The sequence below is a fragment of the Lacinutrix mariniflava genome (assembly GCF_001418015.1).
GTDB lineage: Bacteria > Bacteroidota > Bacteroidia > Flavobacteriales > Flavobacteriaceae > Lacinutrix > Lacinutrix mariniflava.
In genome coordinates this window covers 144,019-162,500 of sequence record NZ_LIQG01000027.1, presented here as the reverse complement: position 1 = coordinate 162,500, position 18,482 = coordinate 144,019, and the positions used below count along the sequence as shown (strand labels likewise).

At 30.3% G+C, this 18,482-nt stretch carries 17 protein-coding genes and 1 pseudogene (1 of these 18 running past the window's edge); 12 read left to right on the top strand and 6 right to left on the bottom strand.

Going from position 1 to position 18,482, the window contains the following annotated elements; genetic code table 11:
- A protein-coding gene (locus ASC44_RS13205) for a putative porin (RefSeq protein WP_055448098.1) crosses the window boundary here: on the bottom strand, positions 1-756 show its start. It extends 1,206 nt beyond the left edge of the window; 756 of the gene's 1,962 nt are visible here — the first part of the coding sequence; it begins with the start codon at positions 754-756; its stop codon lies off the left edge, out of view.
- 211 nt (positions 757-967) lie between these two features.
- Here ASC44_RS13205 and ASC44_RS13200 point away from each other — a divergent pair, with 211 nt between their 5' ends.
- The 4 genes from ASC44_RS13200 (at position 968) to ASC44_RS13185 (ending at position 7,652) form a co-directional block, all read left to right on the top strand.
- Positions 968-1,567, top strand: a complete 600-nt coding sequence (locus ASC44_RS13200; protein WP_055448097.1) for a ribonuclease HII — start codon at positions 968-970, stop codon at positions 1,565-1,567.
- Between the two features lie 32 nt (positions 1,568-1,599).
- On the top strand, positions 1,600-4,038 hold the full coding sequence (locus ASC44_RS13195; RefSeq protein ID WP_055448096.1) for a hypothetical protein: 2,439 nt from the start codon (positions 1,600-1,602) through the stop codon (positions 4,036-4,038).
- Positions 4,039-4,191: 153 nt separating this feature from the next.
- Positions 4,192-4,833: a hypothetical protein gene (locus ASC44_RS13190; RefSeq protein ID WP_055448095.1), complete on the top strand. Its 642-nt coding sequence runs from the start codon at positions 4,192-4,194 to the stop codon at positions 4,831-4,833.
- Between the two features lie 68 nt (positions 4,834-4,901).
- Complete coding sequence (locus ASC44_RS13185; protein ID WP_055448094.1) at positions 4,902-7,652, top strand: CHAT domain-containing protein; 2,751 nt, start codon at positions 4,902-4,904, stop codon at positions 7,650-7,652.
- Here the strand turns inward: ASC44_RS13185 and ASC44_RS13180 are convergent.
- Both ASC44_RS13180 and ASC44_RS13175 read right to left on the bottom strand, forming a co-directional pair.
- Positions 7,649-8,377 carry a tetratricopeptide repeat protein gene (locus ASC44_RS13180; protein ID WP_055448093.1) on the bottom strand — a complete coding sequence of 243 codons (729 nt, stop codon included), beginning with the start codon at positions 8,375-8,377 and terminating at the stop codon, positions 7,649-7,651. The genes ASC44_RS13185 and ASC44_RS13180 overlap by 4 nt on opposite strands.
- Positions 8,377-8,943: an RNA polymerase sigma factor gene (locus tag ASC44_RS13175; protein ID WP_055448092.1), complete on the bottom strand. Its 567-nt coding sequence runs from the start codon at positions 8,941-8,943 to the stop codon at positions 8,377-8,379. Before ASC44_RS13175 ends, ASC44_RS13180 begins: the two co-directional genes overlap by 1 nt.
- Before the next feature lie 394 nt (positions 8,944-9,337).
- Between ASC44_RS13175 and ASC44_RS13170 the strand changes: the two genes are divergently transcribed.
- From ASC44_RS13170 to ASC44_RS13140, 6 genes are all read left to right on the top strand, one after another.
- A complete protein-coding gene (locus ASC44_RS13170; RefSeq protein WP_055448091.1) occupies positions 9,338-10,159 on the top strand; it encodes a DUF4412 domain-containing protein in 822 nt (273 codons plus the stop codon).
- Between the two features lie 193 nt (positions 10,160-10,352).
- Positions 10,353-10,913 carry a hypothetical protein gene (locus tag ASC44_RS13165; protein ID WP_055448090.1) on the top strand — a complete coding sequence of 187 codons (561 nt, stop codon included), beginning with the start codon at positions 10,353-10,355 and terminating at the stop codon, positions 10,911-10,913.
- Positions 10,914-11,027: 114 nt separating this feature from the next.
- On the top strand, positions 11,028-12,077 hold the full coding sequence (locus ASC44_RS13160; protein ID WP_055448089.1) for a nucleoid-associated protein: 1,050 nt from the start codon (positions 11,028-11,030) through the stop codon (positions 12,075-12,077).
- A gap of 84 nt (positions 12,078-12,161) precedes the next feature.
- Entirely contained in the window at positions 12,162-12,386 is a 225-nt protein-coding gene (locus tag ASC44_RS13155) for a hypothetical protein (RefSeq protein ID WP_055448088.1), read from the top strand.
- A gap of 142 nt (positions 12,387-12,528) precedes the next feature.
- Entirely contained in the window at positions 12,529-13,086 is a 558-nt protein-coding gene (locus ASC44_RS13150) for a hypothetical protein (protein ID WP_055448087.1), read from the top strand.
- A 659-nt stretch (positions 13,087-13,745) separates the two neighbouring features.
- A complete protein-coding gene (locus ASC44_RS13140) occupies positions 13,746-14,162 on the top strand; it encodes a hypothetical protein (RefSeq protein WP_055448085.1) in 417 nt (138 codons plus the stop codon).
- A gap of 391 nt (positions 14,163-14,553) precedes the next feature.
- Here the strand turns inward: ASC44_RS13140 and ASC44_RS17735 are convergent.
- Positions 14,554-14,764 (bottom strand): annotated as a pseudogene (locus ASC44_RS17735) (hypothetical protein); the annotation flags it as partial.
- 280 nt (positions 14,765-15,044) lie between these two features.
- Between ASC44_RS17735 and ASC44_RS13135 the strand changes: the two are divergent.
- Positions 15,045-15,473, top strand: coding sequence for a hypothetical protein (locus ASC44_RS13135; protein WP_055448084.1), 429 nt, complete (start codon positions 15,045-15,047; stop codon positions 15,471-15,473).
- Positions 15,474-15,627: 154 nt separating this feature from the next.
- On the opposite strand, the gene lipB is transcribed toward ASC44_RS13135, so the two are convergent.
- Both lipB and ASC44_RS17730 read right to left on the bottom strand, forming a co-directional pair.
- Positions 15,628-16,329, bottom strand: coding sequence for a lipoyl(octanoyl) transferase LipB (gene lipB / locus ASC44_RS13130; protein ID WP_055448083.1), 702 nt, complete (start codon positions 16,327-16,329; stop codon positions 15,628-15,630).
- 176 nt (positions 16,330-16,505) lie between these two features.
- Positions 16,506-16,664 carry a YqaE/Pmp3 family membrane protein gene (locus ASC44_RS17730; protein WP_083476314.1) on the bottom strand — a complete coding sequence of 53 codons (159 nt, stop codon included), beginning with the start codon at positions 16,662-16,664 and terminating at the stop codon, positions 16,506-16,508.
- Positions 16,665-16,784: 120 nt separating this feature from the next.
- On the opposite strand from ASC44_RS17730, the gene lysS reads away from it, so the two are divergent.
- The gene (lysS, locus tag ASC44_RS13125) at positions 16,785-18,476 is read left to right on the top strand and encodes a lysine--tRNA ligase (protein WP_055448082.1); all 1,692 of its coding nucleotides are present in this window, start codon (positions 16,785-16,787) and stop codon (positions 18,474-18,476) included.
- Positions 18,477-18,482 lie beyond the last annotated feature (6 nt).

Sequence of the window (18,482 nt, the reverse complement as noted above, 5' to 3'; positions counted from 1 at the left end):
TACTTCTAACGCTCCTCTATCGTTAAAATCCTCTTCTCCTGATTCGAAAAAAGTAACGCTCTCGTCTGTTAACCCTCCATTTTCCTCATTTAAAAAATCTTGAGACACAAAATGCATGTTTACTACATACTTTAAGTTCTTTGTTTTATAGCTAGTGGTAAATCTAAAGTTTCCTGTACTTGTAAGATTATTTTGGTAGTTCCCTAAGGAACGCATGCCTTTGTATGCAATTGAGAAGTTAAATTGTTTTGACGTATTTACTGTGAACAGCGCATCTAAAAGCTGTCCTTGCTCAAAAGCAGATTTATACATTAATTCTGTTAAAGGCGTTGGTACATGATAGTAGTTGATATCTTCTATTTCCATGTAATTAAAATGCCTCGATCTGGCACCGAACTGTGGTAAAAGTGAGATGTTCTCGAAATCCTTACTTAATGTATTATACGTTTGCCCCATATTAGCAAAGGGCATTAAATTGAACCCGTCTTTTCTAAGGTAGTTGTATTTGTACTCTTTTTGTATGGTGAGCGTAGTATCTACGAAAGTGGTATCGTTTTTATGAGAAATAATAAGGTAGTCTGTAATTTTCGCCTCTTTTCTTTTAAGGTTTTTTGCGCTTACACTTTCGCTACTTCCTCTAGAGGTACTATCGTTTTTATTAATTCTTTCTTTTCCTAGTCCTCTTTTAGGTTCGGTTTGCGTATAACTAATACTGACAAAAAATATTAAAAAAAATGTAAAAATTATTTTATTCATTAAATGATATCTATTTTTAGCCTTGCAAAGCAGAAGCAAGGTTGGAATTTAAAGTTTTGTCAAAAATATGAAATATCTCAATCTGTTTGACTAATAAACATAGAAACGCGTACGATTATAGACTCTAACTCTAAAATGAAAGATAATATTACAATTTATAATACTATTTTTTGTTAAGAATTGTATAAATGAACGCGTTTAAACTATATCAATGCTAAAATCAAAATATTCCAAATTTAAACTAGAATGTGGCACAGACGAAGCTGGCAGAGGCTGCCTTGCCGGACCTGTTACTGCTGCTGCTGTTATTCTACCTAAAGGATTTAAAGACCGAATTCTTAATGACTCTAAACAACTTACTGAAACCAAACGCGATTTTTTAAAGCCTATTATAGAAGATAAAGCAATTTCATTTGCTTTTACACACGTTTTTGAAGATGAAATTGATAAAATAAATATACTCAATGCTTCTATTTTAGCCATGCAACGGTCCATATTGAAATTAGAGCCTGCACCTGAATTTATAATTGTTGATGGTAATAGGTTTAAACCTTTAAACAACATTCCCTTTGAAACTATAGTAAAAGGAGATAGTAAATTTCTAAGTATAGCTGCTGCTTCGGTTTTGGCTAAAACATATCGAGATGCATACATGTGTAAAATTCATGAAGAGTTTCCTATGTATAATTGGAAACAAAACAAAGGTTACCCGACGAAAGAACATAGAGAAGCTATTAGAAAATATGGTGCAACTAAATACCACAGAAAAAGCTTTAAACTTTTACCTGAACAATTAAAATTAGAATTGTAATTTTGAATGTGAAAAAATCCCTCTATTATATAATGAAGCGTATTTATTTAGTATTAATTCTATTTACATTATTAACTAGTTGCACTAGCAATAGTCATAGACAAGCTACTATTTATGATTATATTCCTGATGAGGCTTCAATTATTGTTACTATAAACGATACCGAAAGCTTAGAAACCAATATTAATAATAATGATTTTATTAATGGCATTTCGACATCTTCGATTTATAAAACGATTTCTAAAAAGCTAAATCATTTAGAGTATTTAAATACCGACAACCCAGTTGTTATCTCTTTTTTAAAAGGAAAGAATGATAGTCTTGAGTTTACAATTTCTACAAAACAAATTGCTAATTTATTTACAGCAGACTCATTACCAAATCATAAAATTGAGACTTTACAGATTGCAAATACATCTGCACAAAAAATAACATTTAATAACGAAGTTCTCTACACTACTTTTAGAGACAGTATTGCCATTGCTACATCTAACAAAAGCCTGTTAGAAACCGTTTTAAATAAAAAAAGTCAAAACGAAACACGCAAAAAAGTTATTAGTACTATAAATAGCGACAACCCTATTTCAATAATTTTAGTTGAGACACCTAACAATATAATACAATCCTTTTTTAGTTCTAAAGCACTCCTTTTTAAAGATTTTAGCGATTACACCTCGATTGATGCTATTATTTCTCAAGATGAAATACTATTTAATGGTATTACCAAAGCTTCGGATTCTTCCAACAAGTTAATTAATATTTTTAAAAATACAGTTCCGCAAGAAAATGAATTAGCTAAAATTGCTCCAAATAACTGTGATGGTTTTTTGAGTTTCACTTTCGATAATTTTGATACTTTAAAATCTAATTTAAACACTTTTAATAAGAAAAAAGACAGTACGGCAGCTATCACTTTATTCGATAATATTATTGAAATTGGCACCATTTATTCAGGAGAAGACCAAGCGATTGTTCTAAATTCGATTGATGTTATTTCTACTAAAGACAATCTTATTAGTGAACATAACGAAGTTATGAACTTTAGACAAATTCCTATTTACGATTTTAGTAAGCCAGAATTGTTTAAAAACACCTTCTATCCTTTAGTAAACTACAGTGAGGCTAAATACTATTGTGTGATAGATCAATTCTTTATTTTCGCTAGTAACACTGAAACTCTAGAAAATATTATTGCTAATTATATTAATAAGACAACTTTAAACAGCCGTGATTATTATAAAAACATAACTAAAGACCTGAGTAACGCATCTTCAATTTTACAAATCTTAAATAATGAAAAGCTTAAGGATTTACTAGATGTAAATCTGGATACTCATTTAGAAGGTAATTTCAACGACTATAAAATTTCGGCCTTACAATTTGTTTACGATACCCATTATGCACACCTCCATGGTGCAATTAAAAAGAATAAAGTAAAAGTTGAAGCTAATGCAGTTGTTGAAGTACTAAATATTAAACTTGACGCAGATTTAATAAATAGCCCACAATTTGTAACCAACCATAGAACAAAACAAAAAGAGATTATAGTACAAGATGTAAATAACAAGTTATATTTAATTTCTAATAGTGGTAACATTCTATGGAAAAAACAACTCCATGGTCCTATTCTAGGAAAAATAGAACAAATAGATGTTTACAAAAATGGAAGACTGCAATTAGCATTTACTACACCAAACCGCTTGTATTTAATAGACAGAGCTGGAAACGATGTTACTGGATATCCTTTAAAATTTGAAGATAAGATTACGCAACCTCTTTCGGTTTTCGATTATGATAAAAGGAAAAATTACCGCCTTTTTGTAACTCAAGACAAACATGTATTATTATATGACGCCAAAGGAAAAACAGTTAAAGGCTTTAAATTCTCTTCGGCTAAAAGTACTATTAATCATCAACCACAACATATTAGAATCGCCAATAAAGACTATATTATAATAAAGACAGATAAGAAACTTAATATATTAACTAGAAGAGGTCAAACACGTGTTAAGACAGCTTCTAATTTGGTGTTTTCTGACGAAGCAGTATTTAATTATAATAATACATTTACAACAACAACTGCAGATGGTAAGATAATAAGCATAGATCCAAAAGGAAAACTAAACACAAAACCTTTTAACTTAAGTAAAAACCATCATTTAGCAACTACAACAAAGACTTTAGTATCTCAAAACGAAAATATAATTAATATAAAGAGTAAAACACTAGAGTTAGACTTAGGTAATTATTCTCCTGTTAAAATCTTTTATATTAAAGATAAAATATATGTTTCGGTAACAGATTTACAATCACAAAAAGTATTACTATTTGATAGCCAAGCTAAAGCAATTGAAAATTTTCCTGTGTATGGAAACTCATCAATAGAATTAGATAATATTGACAGAGATAGTAGCTTAGAGTTTATTACTAAAGGAGATAGTAATAGTATTTTATTGTACGAGATTAATTAGAGACAGCTTTCTAACCACATAAAATTGCCGATCTAAAAGCCACATAATCAAACTATTAAAACAATTTCAGTTACTTTTCTCATAAAAAATGTTAACTTTAGCAATTCCTATCCCATAAACTAACTACAAAACAACCTTTAAATATTAAAAACCATGAAAAAACGTTATGTAGTATTAGTATTAGTGTCATTTATCTTTTTTATCAATGTAAGCTGTGAAGAAGATGACAATAATAACAATGAACCTGTAGAAACAGAGTTTACTGAAACCAATTATATTTACGAAGGTGACTTACGTATGTATTATTTGCAAACAACAAACACAGAATTAGAAGCGCAAATAGAAGTTTGGCAACAAGTTCCTGATAGTGATCCGAATTATAATGATGCGCAAGCAAGCATAGTCGAAGCCAATGCGGAAATAGCAAATAACCTAGAAGAGTATAGCTCCATTATTAATCCTGACGATGCATTTATTATTATAAATCCTATCCTACCTCCAATTCCCTTGCCTTCTCCTTGTTTGTGCTTAAATTTATATAATTCTGTAGAAACAATTGTTCTACAACCTGGAACAGACCAAATGAATCTAACTATTACTGTAGTTGAAGACCAAAGTAATTTGGTAAACACAAATGCAACTACACAAATAAATACAATACAAAATACGAATGGCTTAGGTAGATACCAAGCTTTTGAATTATCTCAAAGCGGCTTTACTGGAGAGGCTACTATTACTGTTGCTACGGAGCATGGTAATTATTCTATTCTAGCTAATTTTCAAAATCTACAGTAGTAGACAAGAATTATTAATAATTTAAATATTTGTAAATTAGTCTTCAATTAATTTTGAAGACTTTTTTTATGAAAACTTATCTGCTTATCATACTTTTTCTCTTTTCATTAAATAATGCTATCGGACAAAAAGTAAATGATTCCATTTATGAGCAAAAAATTTACACTTTATACTCTAAAGTATATAAGCATATATACACACAACAAGATTCTGCTTATTATTATTTTAATGAGATAAACGAACTCACAATAAAAAATAATGATTTTGAATCCTTAATCACCAGTATTAATGCGGCGAATAAAAGTGCAGCCCATTTTTACGATTTAGAGAAAATGAAATCTAATTTTAAAAAACTAGATTCGATTCTTGTAAAGAATGATAAGATTTTACAAGAATCGGAAAACGTTATATACATACAGAACTCAATAAACTTCGATAAAGGCATCTATTATTATTTACTAAATGACAATGATAAATCTAGAAAAGCTTTTTCGACCATAATTAGTTCTATCCAAGATTTAAAAGAAAACGAATTGAATCTTTATTATATAGATATGTTAGTGACGGCACATAGTTTTATAGCAAAAACATATTTTAATGATGGCAAGTACGATTTAGCCAAAGAATACTACACTAAAACGATCTCTCTTCTAGAAACTAAAAAAGCAGATGACATTAAAAAAATAAACAGAAACTATAGCTTATTAGCCGAAGTTTTAAAAAGTCAAAAAAAATATACTTTATCTAATCAATACTTTAAAAAATCTCTTAAACATAATCTAGAAAACAATGGGAGTTCTAGTAGTATTATAACAGAAGCAAACCATCTATTAGAAAATTATTTAAACACAAAACAATTAGATAGCGCTAATTATTATCTAAAAATAATAAAAAGTAATTTAGTCGAAAATCATCCGAGATGGAATATTTTTCACAAAGCAAAAGCTGAAATTTTACAAGCTGAAAACAACTATCCACAAGCAGAAATAGAATTACAAACTGCTTTAAAACTTATAAAGCATAAATGGAAAAACCAACCACACAATGATATTGCCGAAGCATACAATGACATTGGTTTGCTACACACAAAATTTAACAACCCAGATAAAGCATTAAAAAATTACAATTTAGCATTACAACAATTTTCTAGAAACGAAAACCCATCAACTATAAGCCAAACTTCACTTTTAAAAATTTCAAAAAACAAAGCTCAAATTTTAAATGTATTGGCTAATAGCTCCGAGAGCATTACAATAGTAAATCAAGCCATCCAAACTTTGGATATTTTAAAACCAAGTTTTAAAAACAACACAGACAAACTCTTTTTAATGGAAGATGCTTTCCCTGTTTTCGAGTCTGGATTAGAAGCAATTTACACGTTATATCAAAAAACAAAACAAGATTCGCTTATAGACAAGGCGTTCTTTTATACCGAAAAAAGTAAATCTGTATTATTATTAGAATCGCTTTTAAGTACAAAAGCTAACACATTTGCTAACATACCAAAAACCATTACTGAAAACGAGCAGTTATTAAAATCCAAAATAAACTATATAGAAAAACAAATAAACATTTCTAAGGACAACAAACTAAAAGGCGAATTATTTGAATTAAAAAACCAATACAGGTCACTAATAAATACTATTGAAACTAGTTATAAAAGTTATTTTGATTTAAAATATAACTCCCAAGTAATCTCTGTAACTAATGTACAAAGTCTCTTAGACTCAAAAGATATTCTACTATCCTATTTTTATGGAAACAATGCTATTTACACAATTGCAGTTACCAAAAACTCGAAAACAATACACCAACTTAAAATAGGAGAAAATTTTAGTAACGAGGTTATTGCCATCTATCAAATGCTTAACAACCCGAAATCTAATCTTGAGGATTTAAACCACCAATCGTATTCTCTATATAAAAAGTTAATAGCTCCAGGCTTAATAAATATTAAACAAAATAATATTATTATAGTTGCAGATGGGCTACTTAATTATATTCCGTTTTCGGGCTTAAATATAGATTTAAACAAAACTCGATATTTAGTAGAAGACTATTCCGTTAGCTATGCCAACTCTGTAACACTATGGAAACAGCTTACTGAAAAAGAAGGCATAAATACTAAAGCGCTTGCCTTTGCTCCTAGTTTTAATAACACCCACTCTTCCCTATTGCCTTTGCCAAATAATGAAATTGAAGCAAAAAATGTTTTAAACTATTTTACAGGAACAGCATTAACAAGTAACCAGGCTACATTAAAAAACTTTAATACCGAAAGCAATAAGTATGGCATCTTACATTTTGCAACGCATGCCATTATAAATGACGATACTCCAGAGTATTCTTATTTGGCATTTCAACCAAGTAAAACAAACAATAACTTATTATATGTAAGTGACTTGTATAATTTAAATCTAAAAACCAATTTAGTAACCTTAAGTGCATGCGAAAGCGGTATTGGAAACTTAAAGCGTGGTGAAGGTTTTTTAAGTCTTGCTCGCGGTTTTTACTTTAGTGGAGCAGCAAGTATTTCCAGTACATTATGGAAAATTAATGATGCTTCGTCGTTAAGCATTATGGATGCTTTTTACAAAAACTTATCTGTAGGACAAACTAAAGACTACGCTTTGCAAAAAGCACAATTATCATTTTTAAATACCAATAAAGAAAACGCATTAGTGCATCCTTATTATTGGTCCGGATTTGTTATTTCCGGAAATACTTCGCCATTAGAAACAACTAACTATTGGTTATGGATTGTATTAACAGCAATACCTGTTTTACTATTATTATTCTATATTAAGCGTGAAAATTAATGCAACTCTTTTAATAAGGCTTCAGCCTTGGTGTTATTAAAATCGAAATCTTCTATTAAAATTCTAAGCTGTTTTATTGCTTCCGTTTTATCTTTTAGTTTAACAGCTATTAATGCCAAATACCAATGAGACTCTGCTACAAATATTTTATTGTTTGCAACTGTCTTTTCAAATAAAACCTTTGCTTTGTTGGGAGCGTTACTATTTAAATAGGATTGCGCAACATAAAAATCTAGATATTCTTTTTGTTCTATATCTGCAATAGCATTAAAATTTAAAATGGCATTATTATAATCTTGAGCTTCGTAAGCAACAAAAGCCTTACGCTCGAAAGAATCTATAGTGTCACTTCTTGTAATTGCAAACTCTGTATTTGGGTAATTATTAAAATTAGAATTATAGAGACTATTATAATCTACACCCAAAAGCGCATTATAACCAAACCAACCAGCACCCAAAAACAGCACTATTGATGCTGCTATTCGCCAATTAAACTTAGATGTATCACTAACTGTTTCTTTGGAAGATATTTCAGATTCAAAAGCTTTTAATTGATTCTTTAATGTAATAGAGTTGTTTTGTTTTATAGCTTTCTTTAAATTATTTTCAAATTCAAATTCGGTTTTAAACTCAGCATCAGTGTCTAAGCGTTTATTAAAATCTAGTAGTTGGTCTTCAGATAAACTATTAGAAAAATAGTGATAAAGTAGGTCTTCGTTAGTCATTAGTTGTTGCTATTAATGCGTTCTTTAAGGGTCTTCATACATCGTGATTTTGCACTTTTAATCACATTTTCGTTATTATAATTTCCTTGCTCTAAAATATCTTTAATGGTAAAGCCACGATAATAGAATAGGTTTAATAATTCTTGACATTGTTTTCCTAAGCTAGAAAAATGCTTTCGTAACAATTCTTGTTCATGTGTTAATGTTTGCTCTTCGATTTCTATAGTTTCTAAAATTTCATCTTCATCTCTAACAATAGCCAAATCAAAATTAGATCCCACATTTTTGTTATTCTTTTTCATCTTATCGAAAATTAAATACTTTCCTACACTAAATAAATAGGTAGACACACTACTTGTCATTGTTTCAAGCTTACCAGACATTACATTGTTATAGAAAATTACATAAGCGTCTTGATAAACATCGATTACATCGTCTTCTGGTAGATTATACCTTCGTGCAAAATTTATAAACTTCTCTCTATTATCTTCATACACTTTTCTAAGTGTTTGCTGAGATCCATGTTTTAAATCTTCCAGAATATTGTTTTCCTGTTGGTTTATCATTTAATGGTTGTACAGATTAATAGGTTAACACCTTCAAAGCTAAATTAAGTTTTTTCATATAAAAAATCAATTCTGTTAACCTTTTCTTTTTTAGCTTATTAAGTAGCATACAATAACTAAAGAAAGCAAATCATGAAATTACTAAAACTAATATTAGCACTTCTCGTTTTTGGCTTTACAATACTTGTAATAGCTCAAGAAAATAAGACAGACTATAAAATAGTAAAAAAGGATATTTTTTCAAATCAGCGATCTAATATACCAACCTGTATTTGATTACCTAATTTAAATAATAATGAGAATATAAAACCCATCGACTATTTAGAGTTTTTGAAATAAAAAGACTCCTCACGCATAGCAATAAAGCATTAATTAAACCATAAATATTTTAAAAATGAAAACCTTAAAGACACTATTAGTTATTATCACCATTTGCTTTAGTACAACTACCCAAGCGCAGATTTGGAAGAAGCTAGCCAAGAAAGCTGAAAAAGCGGTAGAAAAAACTCTAGAAAAGAAAGTTGAAGAAAAAGCAGAACGTGAAACCGATAAAGCTTTCGACTCCACTTTTAATAATTCTAACAAAAACACAAATAAAAAAGGAGCAAACATATTTGGGTTATCTAGTATCCCTCCTGCTAGTACATATAAATTTAGCCATAAATATGTAATGCAAATAGACAATGGCAAAAAACCTGTTAATATAATGTACTACTTAAATAAGAATGACAACTTTCTAGGTTTCGAAATCCCTGATGTTAAACACAAAACTATTACTGTTATGGATGTAAAAGCGGAAGTCATATTTATGTTTATGGACACTAAAGGTAATAAAACACTAATGTCTATGAATATGAATTTAGCAGAACTAACAGACGAAGCCATTGTAGAAACCGAATATTCTGTTACTGCAACTGGAAACACAAAAACAATTTTAGGTTATTCATGCAAGGAATTTGCTGTAAAAGGAAAAGACATGCATGGCACCGTTTGGATTACAGAAGATGCCGATGTATCATTTGCTAAAACCTTTTATAGAGCAAAACAAAAAAAAGGAATGGACCAAACCTGGATGTCTATGGTTAATGGCTTACCAATGGAAATGGCTATTACAGACACTTCTAAACGGAAACCAAAAACAACAACAATGCATTGTATTTCTCTTAATGCTGAAAATTTTTCGATAGATACTTCTGGTTATAAAAAGCTAATGTAAATAGTTATGGATTTACAAAAGGTACTATACATTTCAAACTAACATTATTATAATTAGGAGTTAGTCTTTTATAGTTTGTTTGAGAGTCGAAGTTAACGCTTCGGCTTTTTTTTTAGTCTTTATGTTAACCTTTTAATATAGCAACTCATTAATTAGTAAATAAACTATTAATCACATTTTAAAAATTAAAATTATGAAAACAATTGAATCAACAATTACAAAAACAAAGTATTTAGTATTAGCATTATTAGTTGCCTTTAGCTTCTCGTGCTCTCCAGAAGATGGCGAAGCTGGACCACAAGGCGAACAAGGAGCAGCAGGAACTAATGGAGCAGATGGTAATGCAAATGTAGAAGTATTAACATTCGATATGTCGGCAGCCTCAGGAACATTTGACGATATTGTAGTTACACAACTAACACAAGACGTTATTGATAATGATGTCGTATTAGGCTATATTAAAAGAGGTAATAATTGGCATCCATTGCCTGCCGTTCAAGACATTATACCTTTTAGTGTATCTGTAACCATTGGTGTAGGTTTTTACGCTTTAGACTATGTAGATGGTGGAGACGGAAGTGCTCATAGTATTAGTGCTGGAGATTTAGAAACTCTCAAGGTTGTAATTATAGAATCTACATCTTCTAGCAAAACTGCTAACAATAAACAACAAGTTTATAACGATCTTGCTCAAGCAGGTATAGATATTAGCGATTATTATGCAGTTTGCGATTATTACGGTATTGCATACTAATTTCAATTTTATTTAAAAATTAAACCGAAGGCATAAGTCTTCGGTTTTTTTTATTCCTTTTTTCTTCTGAAATGTTTACTATTGTAATTAGAATAATAAACTTCCTTTTTAAAGATGATTACACGTAAACTTGCAACAATTTCAAAATTTATAATACATAAAGTAGGTAATAAACATAACGACACAAAAAATGCTTTTTCAGATCAGGAAGTCCATTTTGATGAAGACAGCTACGAACTTATGTTACCCTTTTTACTAAGACCATTTGGCTCTGTTGTACAAAGTTACCGTTTTAACCATCATGCCAATGTGGAGTTAAACGAAATTAATGCCTACGCAAAAAACATTTTTACAGATGATGATGCCTTTGTTGAAGCTTCAAAAAATATTGTAAAGCATTTATACGAGCAAAGCGACTCGGCACAAATAAAAACTGGAGATGTTTTAGTTGCCGTTTTTGAAGGTATTGAATATAAAGACATGGTTACTAATGCTATTGGTATTTTTAAAATTGAAAATAAGATCGATTTCTTTCAAACTTATTTAGAAAACAAAAGTTACGATGTATTGGTGCAAAAGGGAATCTCTTCTAAAAAAGTAGATAAAGGTTGTTTGATTTTAAATCAAACAGATATGGAAGGCAATATTATTTTAACTGTAGATAATAATAGTTACGATGCGCAATATTGGTTAGACAAATTCTTGAACATAAAATATGCCGACGATAGTAATAACCACACACATAACTATCTTGACATGTGTAGTGAGTTTTCTACCGAAATTTTAAAGACCAGTTTTGGCGAGCAAGAACGAAATATTTTTTTAGCAAAAACAATCGACTTTTTTAAGGAAAATGAAGTTATAAATATCGAGCGTTTTAAAGAAGAGGTTTTTGAAGAAGAAAAGCATATTCAAATGTTTGAAGATTTTAAAAAGGAATACGAAGGCGAACTAAATGTAGTCCTCCGTAACCAATTTGATTTAGCCGAAGCCGTTGTAAAAAAGGACAAGAAAAAAATTAAAACAGATATAAAACTCGATACTAACATACAGATAAAACTAGATATCGATGCACCAGATGCTGCTAGCGAATATTTAGAACGTGGTTACGACGAAGAAAAGAAAATGCATTTTTACAAGGTATTCTTTAATGCTGAAGCGTAAATGTAAACTTCAACATTACTATAACACTTAAGTATATCAATAAAATAGTCGAACTTGTAAGTTAAACTGTAATATATTATAAATATGAAATTAAATTTATTATCATGCGATGCTCAAAGACCAGATAGGCGAGCAATAGCAAATTGTATTGCAGAAGTCTCTTCTAGCATAAGTGATTCTTTAGCCAACGAACTTATGGATATATTACTAGAAGGAGATCCGGTAGAGATTGAAGTAAGTGACAAAAACTCTGGTTCTGCCTTAAGGGCTTTACGAAAACTAGATATTGACTACGAAATTGTTGAATAAAATGTGCTACTAAAACTGTTTTCAAAAAAACATTAGACTTGACTTTCTAAAGAAAATAGTCGAACTTCGAAATTAATCTAACGTTGAATATAATTCATTGAAACGGAATCATATTCGAGTGACATTGTAGGTAATTTAAGAAATGAACAAACTATTAGATAAAATAGAAAATATTGAATTCACAACTGGACCTAACTTTAGTTATGACTTGGATAGAGAATTTGAACTCATTTCTTCTAATCTTGAATCTGATAAAAGAAAACTCTTAAAAGAAGATTTTAATCAATTCTCTGAAAAAGGAAGGTTTCTTGTTATGAATACATTTGGTGGCGGAATTTTGTTTCTAAAAGTACCTGAACGAATAGAAAAGATAAGGATTGATTCACGAACTGAATCGAATGACTTTAAAGCTTCTGTGATATTTGAATCTGATTCGAGAAAAACTGAGAATATTAAATACAAACCTGAAGTTGGAAAAACTGAATCTACAGAATGGAATGCCAAAGCCATATTCCCAAACTTCTACAAATACGAAAAGACAACTCAAAAAGCATTACTTATAATAATTGGAAAGATTGTCAAAAGAATTTGTGAATACGGACAAACAAATTTTGCCTATACGAAAATAGAAAATGAGTTCGAAATCGAATTGCTTATTGATGGACAAATCGAATATAAACTGAATATTGAATTGAAATAAAAACTACCTACAACACCGTATAAAAATAATTGCGGTTTAGTGCTTTATCAAAGGTCGTTGCGTGTTTGTAACGTCTGATTTTCCTTCGGAAAATCCTCGCATACAAACCCGCAACTATCCTTATACATTAACGTTAGATTAATTTCGAAACTATAAATTTCACCTATACATTCTGTACCAAAAAGCACTGCAAAGTGCTTCAATAATTTAGCTTTCACCTTCAGCTTTATCAACTGCTTTTTTTCATAATTCCACATTAAGCACAATCACAGATTTTCCACGAATATCACAAGTAATAATATTATCAAAGCACCCAAGATTAGCATTTACATTTAATGCAAAACCATGTATAGTTAGCAATCGAACTTATGGATATATTACTAGAAGAAGCTATTCTAGAGATTGGAGTAATCAAAAAAATTCTGGTTTTACCTTAAGAGTTTTACGAAAACTAGATATTGACTACGAAATTGTTGAGTAAAATGTGCTACTAAAAACTGTTTTTCAAAAAAAACATAAGACTTGACTTTCTAAAAAAAATAGTCGAACTTTGAAATTAATCTAACGTTAAATATAATGCATTGAAACGGAATCATATTCGAGTGACATTGTAGGTAAGCTAAGGATATAAGTAGACGGAATAGTTTTAAAAATTAAATATGAAAACAATAAAAAAAATAACTTATATTAATAGATTCATTTTGTTTCCTTTTATTTCACTTGTTTTGTTAGGTGCTCTTCAACTTGTTCTTCAAGATGAACAAAATGAGTCTTTTTGGCTGATTGCTGCAATACTAGCTATTCCTTTAGGAATATTTCAAGTAATATCTTCAATCAAGATATATTCACATATAGAAAAAACAAATATTAAGCTATCTTTAATAACATACTATATAGCTTCATTAATTTGTGTTTATACTTTCTTCATTCAAGGTTTGAAGAAAAAGGAGGGTGAAATTTACACTCAAATATTGATGTCATTAACACCAGTTCTTATAGCCATTGGTTTTACTGTAATTATTGAATTATTATATAGTTCAATAAAAAATAGTACAGAGGATATAAAAAATAATTGAAAAGGAGAATTAAAAAGGGTTAATTGTTTTGAGAATTGGAAATTGGGTTGAATCAATGAAAGATAATTTCGACTGAAAAAAAACATTATTTAAATTGACTTGTGATAAAGCAGTTACTCTGATTATAATCAAATTACTTGCTAAACTAAAATTAGAGGAATCAATTTGACGATTGACTGAATCATCGAATGATAAAAAATAATAGCGGAATAAAGCCTACCTACAACAACACCTATAATTAATACGGGTTTTCGTGTTTAATCCAAAAGTTAGTGTGTTTTTACTAAGTCCGCCAAATCATTTTGATTTGTCTTTGGATAGAAAAATTAAAAACAAACAAAATGCTTCGGCTAAGTGCTAAACAGAAAGTCTCTGACTTTCTATTCCCGTACTAACCATAGCTAACCGTTAGATTAATTTCGAAACTATAAATTTCACCTATACATTCTGTTTCAAAAAGCACTGCAAAGTGCTTCAATAATTTAGCTTTCACCTTCAGCTTTATCAACTGCTTTTCCACGAATACCACAAGAAATAATATTATCAAAACACCCTAGATTAGCATTTACATTTAATGCAAAACCATGTATAGTTAGCAATCGAACTTATGGATATATTACTATAAGAAGCTGTTCTAGAGATTGGAGTAATCAAAAAAATTCTGGTTTTACCTTAAGGGCTTTACAAAAACTAGATATTGACTACGAAATTGTTGAGTAAAATGTGCTACTAAAAACTGTTTTTCAAAAAAAACATAAGACTTGACTTTCTAAAAAAAATAGTCGAACTTCGAAATTAATCTAACGTTGAATATAATTCATTGAAACGGAATCATATTCGAGTGACATTGGCAACGATTTGAGAAAAACCCTGAACACAAAAATGACAAGAAAATATTTAAGTAAAAACCCGAAAGAATTGTTCTGGTTATTTTGGTTAGGAATTCCGTTTTTGATTTGGATTTACTCAATCGGAATTGAATTGAATAAGAAAATCCCTGAAAGCGGAAAACTGAATAAAATAATTCTGACTGGACTTGTAGCATATCCGATTATTTATATTCCAGTTGGATTAACTTTGCTGATATCTGGAATTGCTGATATGAATGCAATTATGCCTTTCCATTTCGGAGCAATGATTTGTATGTTTTTACTAATGATTTTGACATCAATAACTATAATAAAATTTGAAAAAGCCGAAAAATTAAAACAATCAAATGGAATTGGGTTGTTTTTTGGAATTTGGTATTTTATCATTGGAGTTTGGTATATACAACCGAAATTGAATGAATATATAAAGCGGATAAAATAAAAAACTGTGGGCAACACCGTATATAAAAAATTGCTGGTGTTGTGCTAAATCAAAGGACGTTGCTTGTTTTGTTACGTCTGATTATCCTTCGGAAAATCCTCGCATACAAACCCGCAACTATTCTTATACATAAACGTTAGATTAATTTCTAAATTCACCTTACAAACTCAGCTTCAAATAGAGTAGCAAAGTGCTTCAACAATTTAGCTTTAACCTCAGCTTCATCCACTTCTCTCTTGCCTAATTCCACATTAAGCGACGTCACTGCTTTACCTCGAATACCACAAGGAATAATATTATCGAAATAGCCTAAATCTGCATTTACATTCAATGCAAAACCATGCATTGTTACCCAACGACTTGCACGAACACCTAATGCACATATTTTTCTCGCAAATGGAGTTCCTACATCTAACCAAACGCCTGTTTCACCAGGAGAACGCTCAGCTTTAAGCCCATATTCTTCTAGTGTAAGAATTATCATTTCTTCTAAAAAACGAAGGTATTTATGGATGTCTGTAAAAAAGTTGTCTAAATCTAAAATAGGATAACCAACAATTTGTCCCGGACCATGATACGTAATATCTCCTCCTCTATTTATTTTATAGAAAGTGGCGCCTTTTTCGGTAAGTTGCTTTTCATCTAACAATAAATTAGACACATCTCCACTTTTACCTAAAGTATAAACATGTGGGTGTTCTACAAACAAAAAATAGTTGTTGGTTTCTAAACCAGCATCTTCTCTTCTGTTTTTAATTTTAGTATCTAAAACACCTTTAAATAATTCTTCTTGGTAATCCCAAGTGTCCTTAAAATCTTTAGAACCTAAATCTTGAAGTGCAATTTTTTTATTCATAGACTACAAAATTACAATAAAATAAGAATAAAATAGCTTTTTACATAAGAGTAAGCTATTACATATTCAAGTTTAAACGTTCTTTTTACAATGATACTTCGGCACTTTTCAACCAACTATTTTTATGAATTAATAGTAATTAAAATTGTGTGTATATATTAAGGACATACTTTATTTTATTTCTTAGGGTTATTTAATATTACTAAAGCCGCAATAACGCCCGGAACCCAGCCGCAAAGCCATAATAAAAAAGTGATTACTATAGAGCCACATCCTTTATCTAAGACTGCTAAAGGTGGACAAATGATTGATAGGATAACTCTCCATATACTCATAATTTGATTTGATTTTAAACTGAACACTGTCCAGTGATGATTGATGATTTAATTATAGGACGCAAATTATTGCGATTTGTTACAAAGCATTATCTTTGCAAGCTTAAACAAAATTATATTATGTCACAATTATCAGAGCAAGAGCTCGTACGAAGAGAAAAGCTAGCAAAGCTTCGCGATTTGGGAATAAACCCATATCCAGCCGATTTATTTCCAGTTTCTGAAACATCTAAACAGATAAAACAGGACTTTAAGGAAGGTAAACAGGTGGTTATTGCTGGAAGATTGATGGCAATTAATATACAAGGAAAAGCTTCTTTTGCTCAGTTGCAGGATTCTGAAGGACGTATACAAGTTTACTTTAATAGAGATGAAATTTGTACTGGTGAAGACAAAGAATTGTACAACACTGTATTTAAAAAATTATTAGATTTAGGTGATATTATTGGTATAGAAGGCGAGTTATTTACTACTCAAGTTGGAGAAAAAACAGTGATGGTAAAAAACTTTAAAATGCTAAGTAAAGCTTTAAAGCCACTGCCTATACCTAAACAAAAAGATGGTAAAACTTACGATGCTTTTACAGATCCAGAGATGCGTTACAGACAACGTTATGCAGATTTAGCTGTAAACCCTCATGTAAAAGAAGTATTTGTAAAGCGTACAAAGTTATTTAACGCGATGCGTAATTTCTTTAACGACGCTGGATATTTTGAAGTAGAAACACCAATATTACAACCTATTCCTGGTGGAGCTGCTGCACGTCCTTTTATGACGCATCACAACAGTTTAGACATACCATTATACATGCGTATTGCTAACGAGTTATACCTAAAACGTTTAATAGTTGGTGGTTTTGATGGTGTTTACGAGTTTTCTAAAAACTTTAGAAATGAAGGAATGGATAGAACCCATAACCCAGAGTTTACAGCAATGGAAATTTATGTCTCTTATAAAGACTATAATTGGATGATGGATTTCTGTGAGAAACTCCTAGAACATTGTGCTATTGCAGTAAATGGAACTAGCGAAGCTACTTTTGGAGAGCACAAAGTAAACTTTAAAGCGCCTTACAAACGTATTACAATGGCAGATTCTATTAAAGAATTTACTGGTTTTGATATCTACGGAAAAACGGAAGCTGAAATTTTTGATGCTGCAAGAGGCATGGGAATTGATGTGGATGCTACAATGGGTAAAGGAAAATTAATTGATGAAATTTTTGGTGAAAAATGTGAAGGTAATTACATACAACCAACCTTTATTACAGACTATCCAAAGGAAATGAGTCCTTTATGTAAAGAGCATAGAGATAACCCAGAATTAACAGAGCGTTTTGAGCTTATGGTTTGTGGTAAAGAAATCGCGAATGCGTATTCTGAGCTTAACGACCCAATAGACCAACGCGAACGTTTTGAGCACCAATTAAAATTGGCTCAAAAAGGAGATGATGAAGCTACAGAGTTTATAGACGAAGACTTTTTACGTGCTTTAGAATATGGTATGCCTCCAACATCTGGAATGGGAATTGGTATGGATAGATTAATTATGTTCTTAACCAATAACCAATCTATACAAGAAGTTTTATTCTTCCCACAAATGCGTCCTGAGAAAAAAGGAGTCGCTATGAGTGATGATGAAAAAGCGGTTTTCGAAATCTTAAAAAAGAATTCTCCTTTAGAATTAAACGAACTGAAGTCTCAATCTGGTTTAAGTAACAAGAAATGGGATAAAACAATAAAAGGATTAACTAAACTTGGCGTTGCTAAAGTTAGCAAAACCGATGATGGCTTATTTGTTGAAATGGTTTAATACATG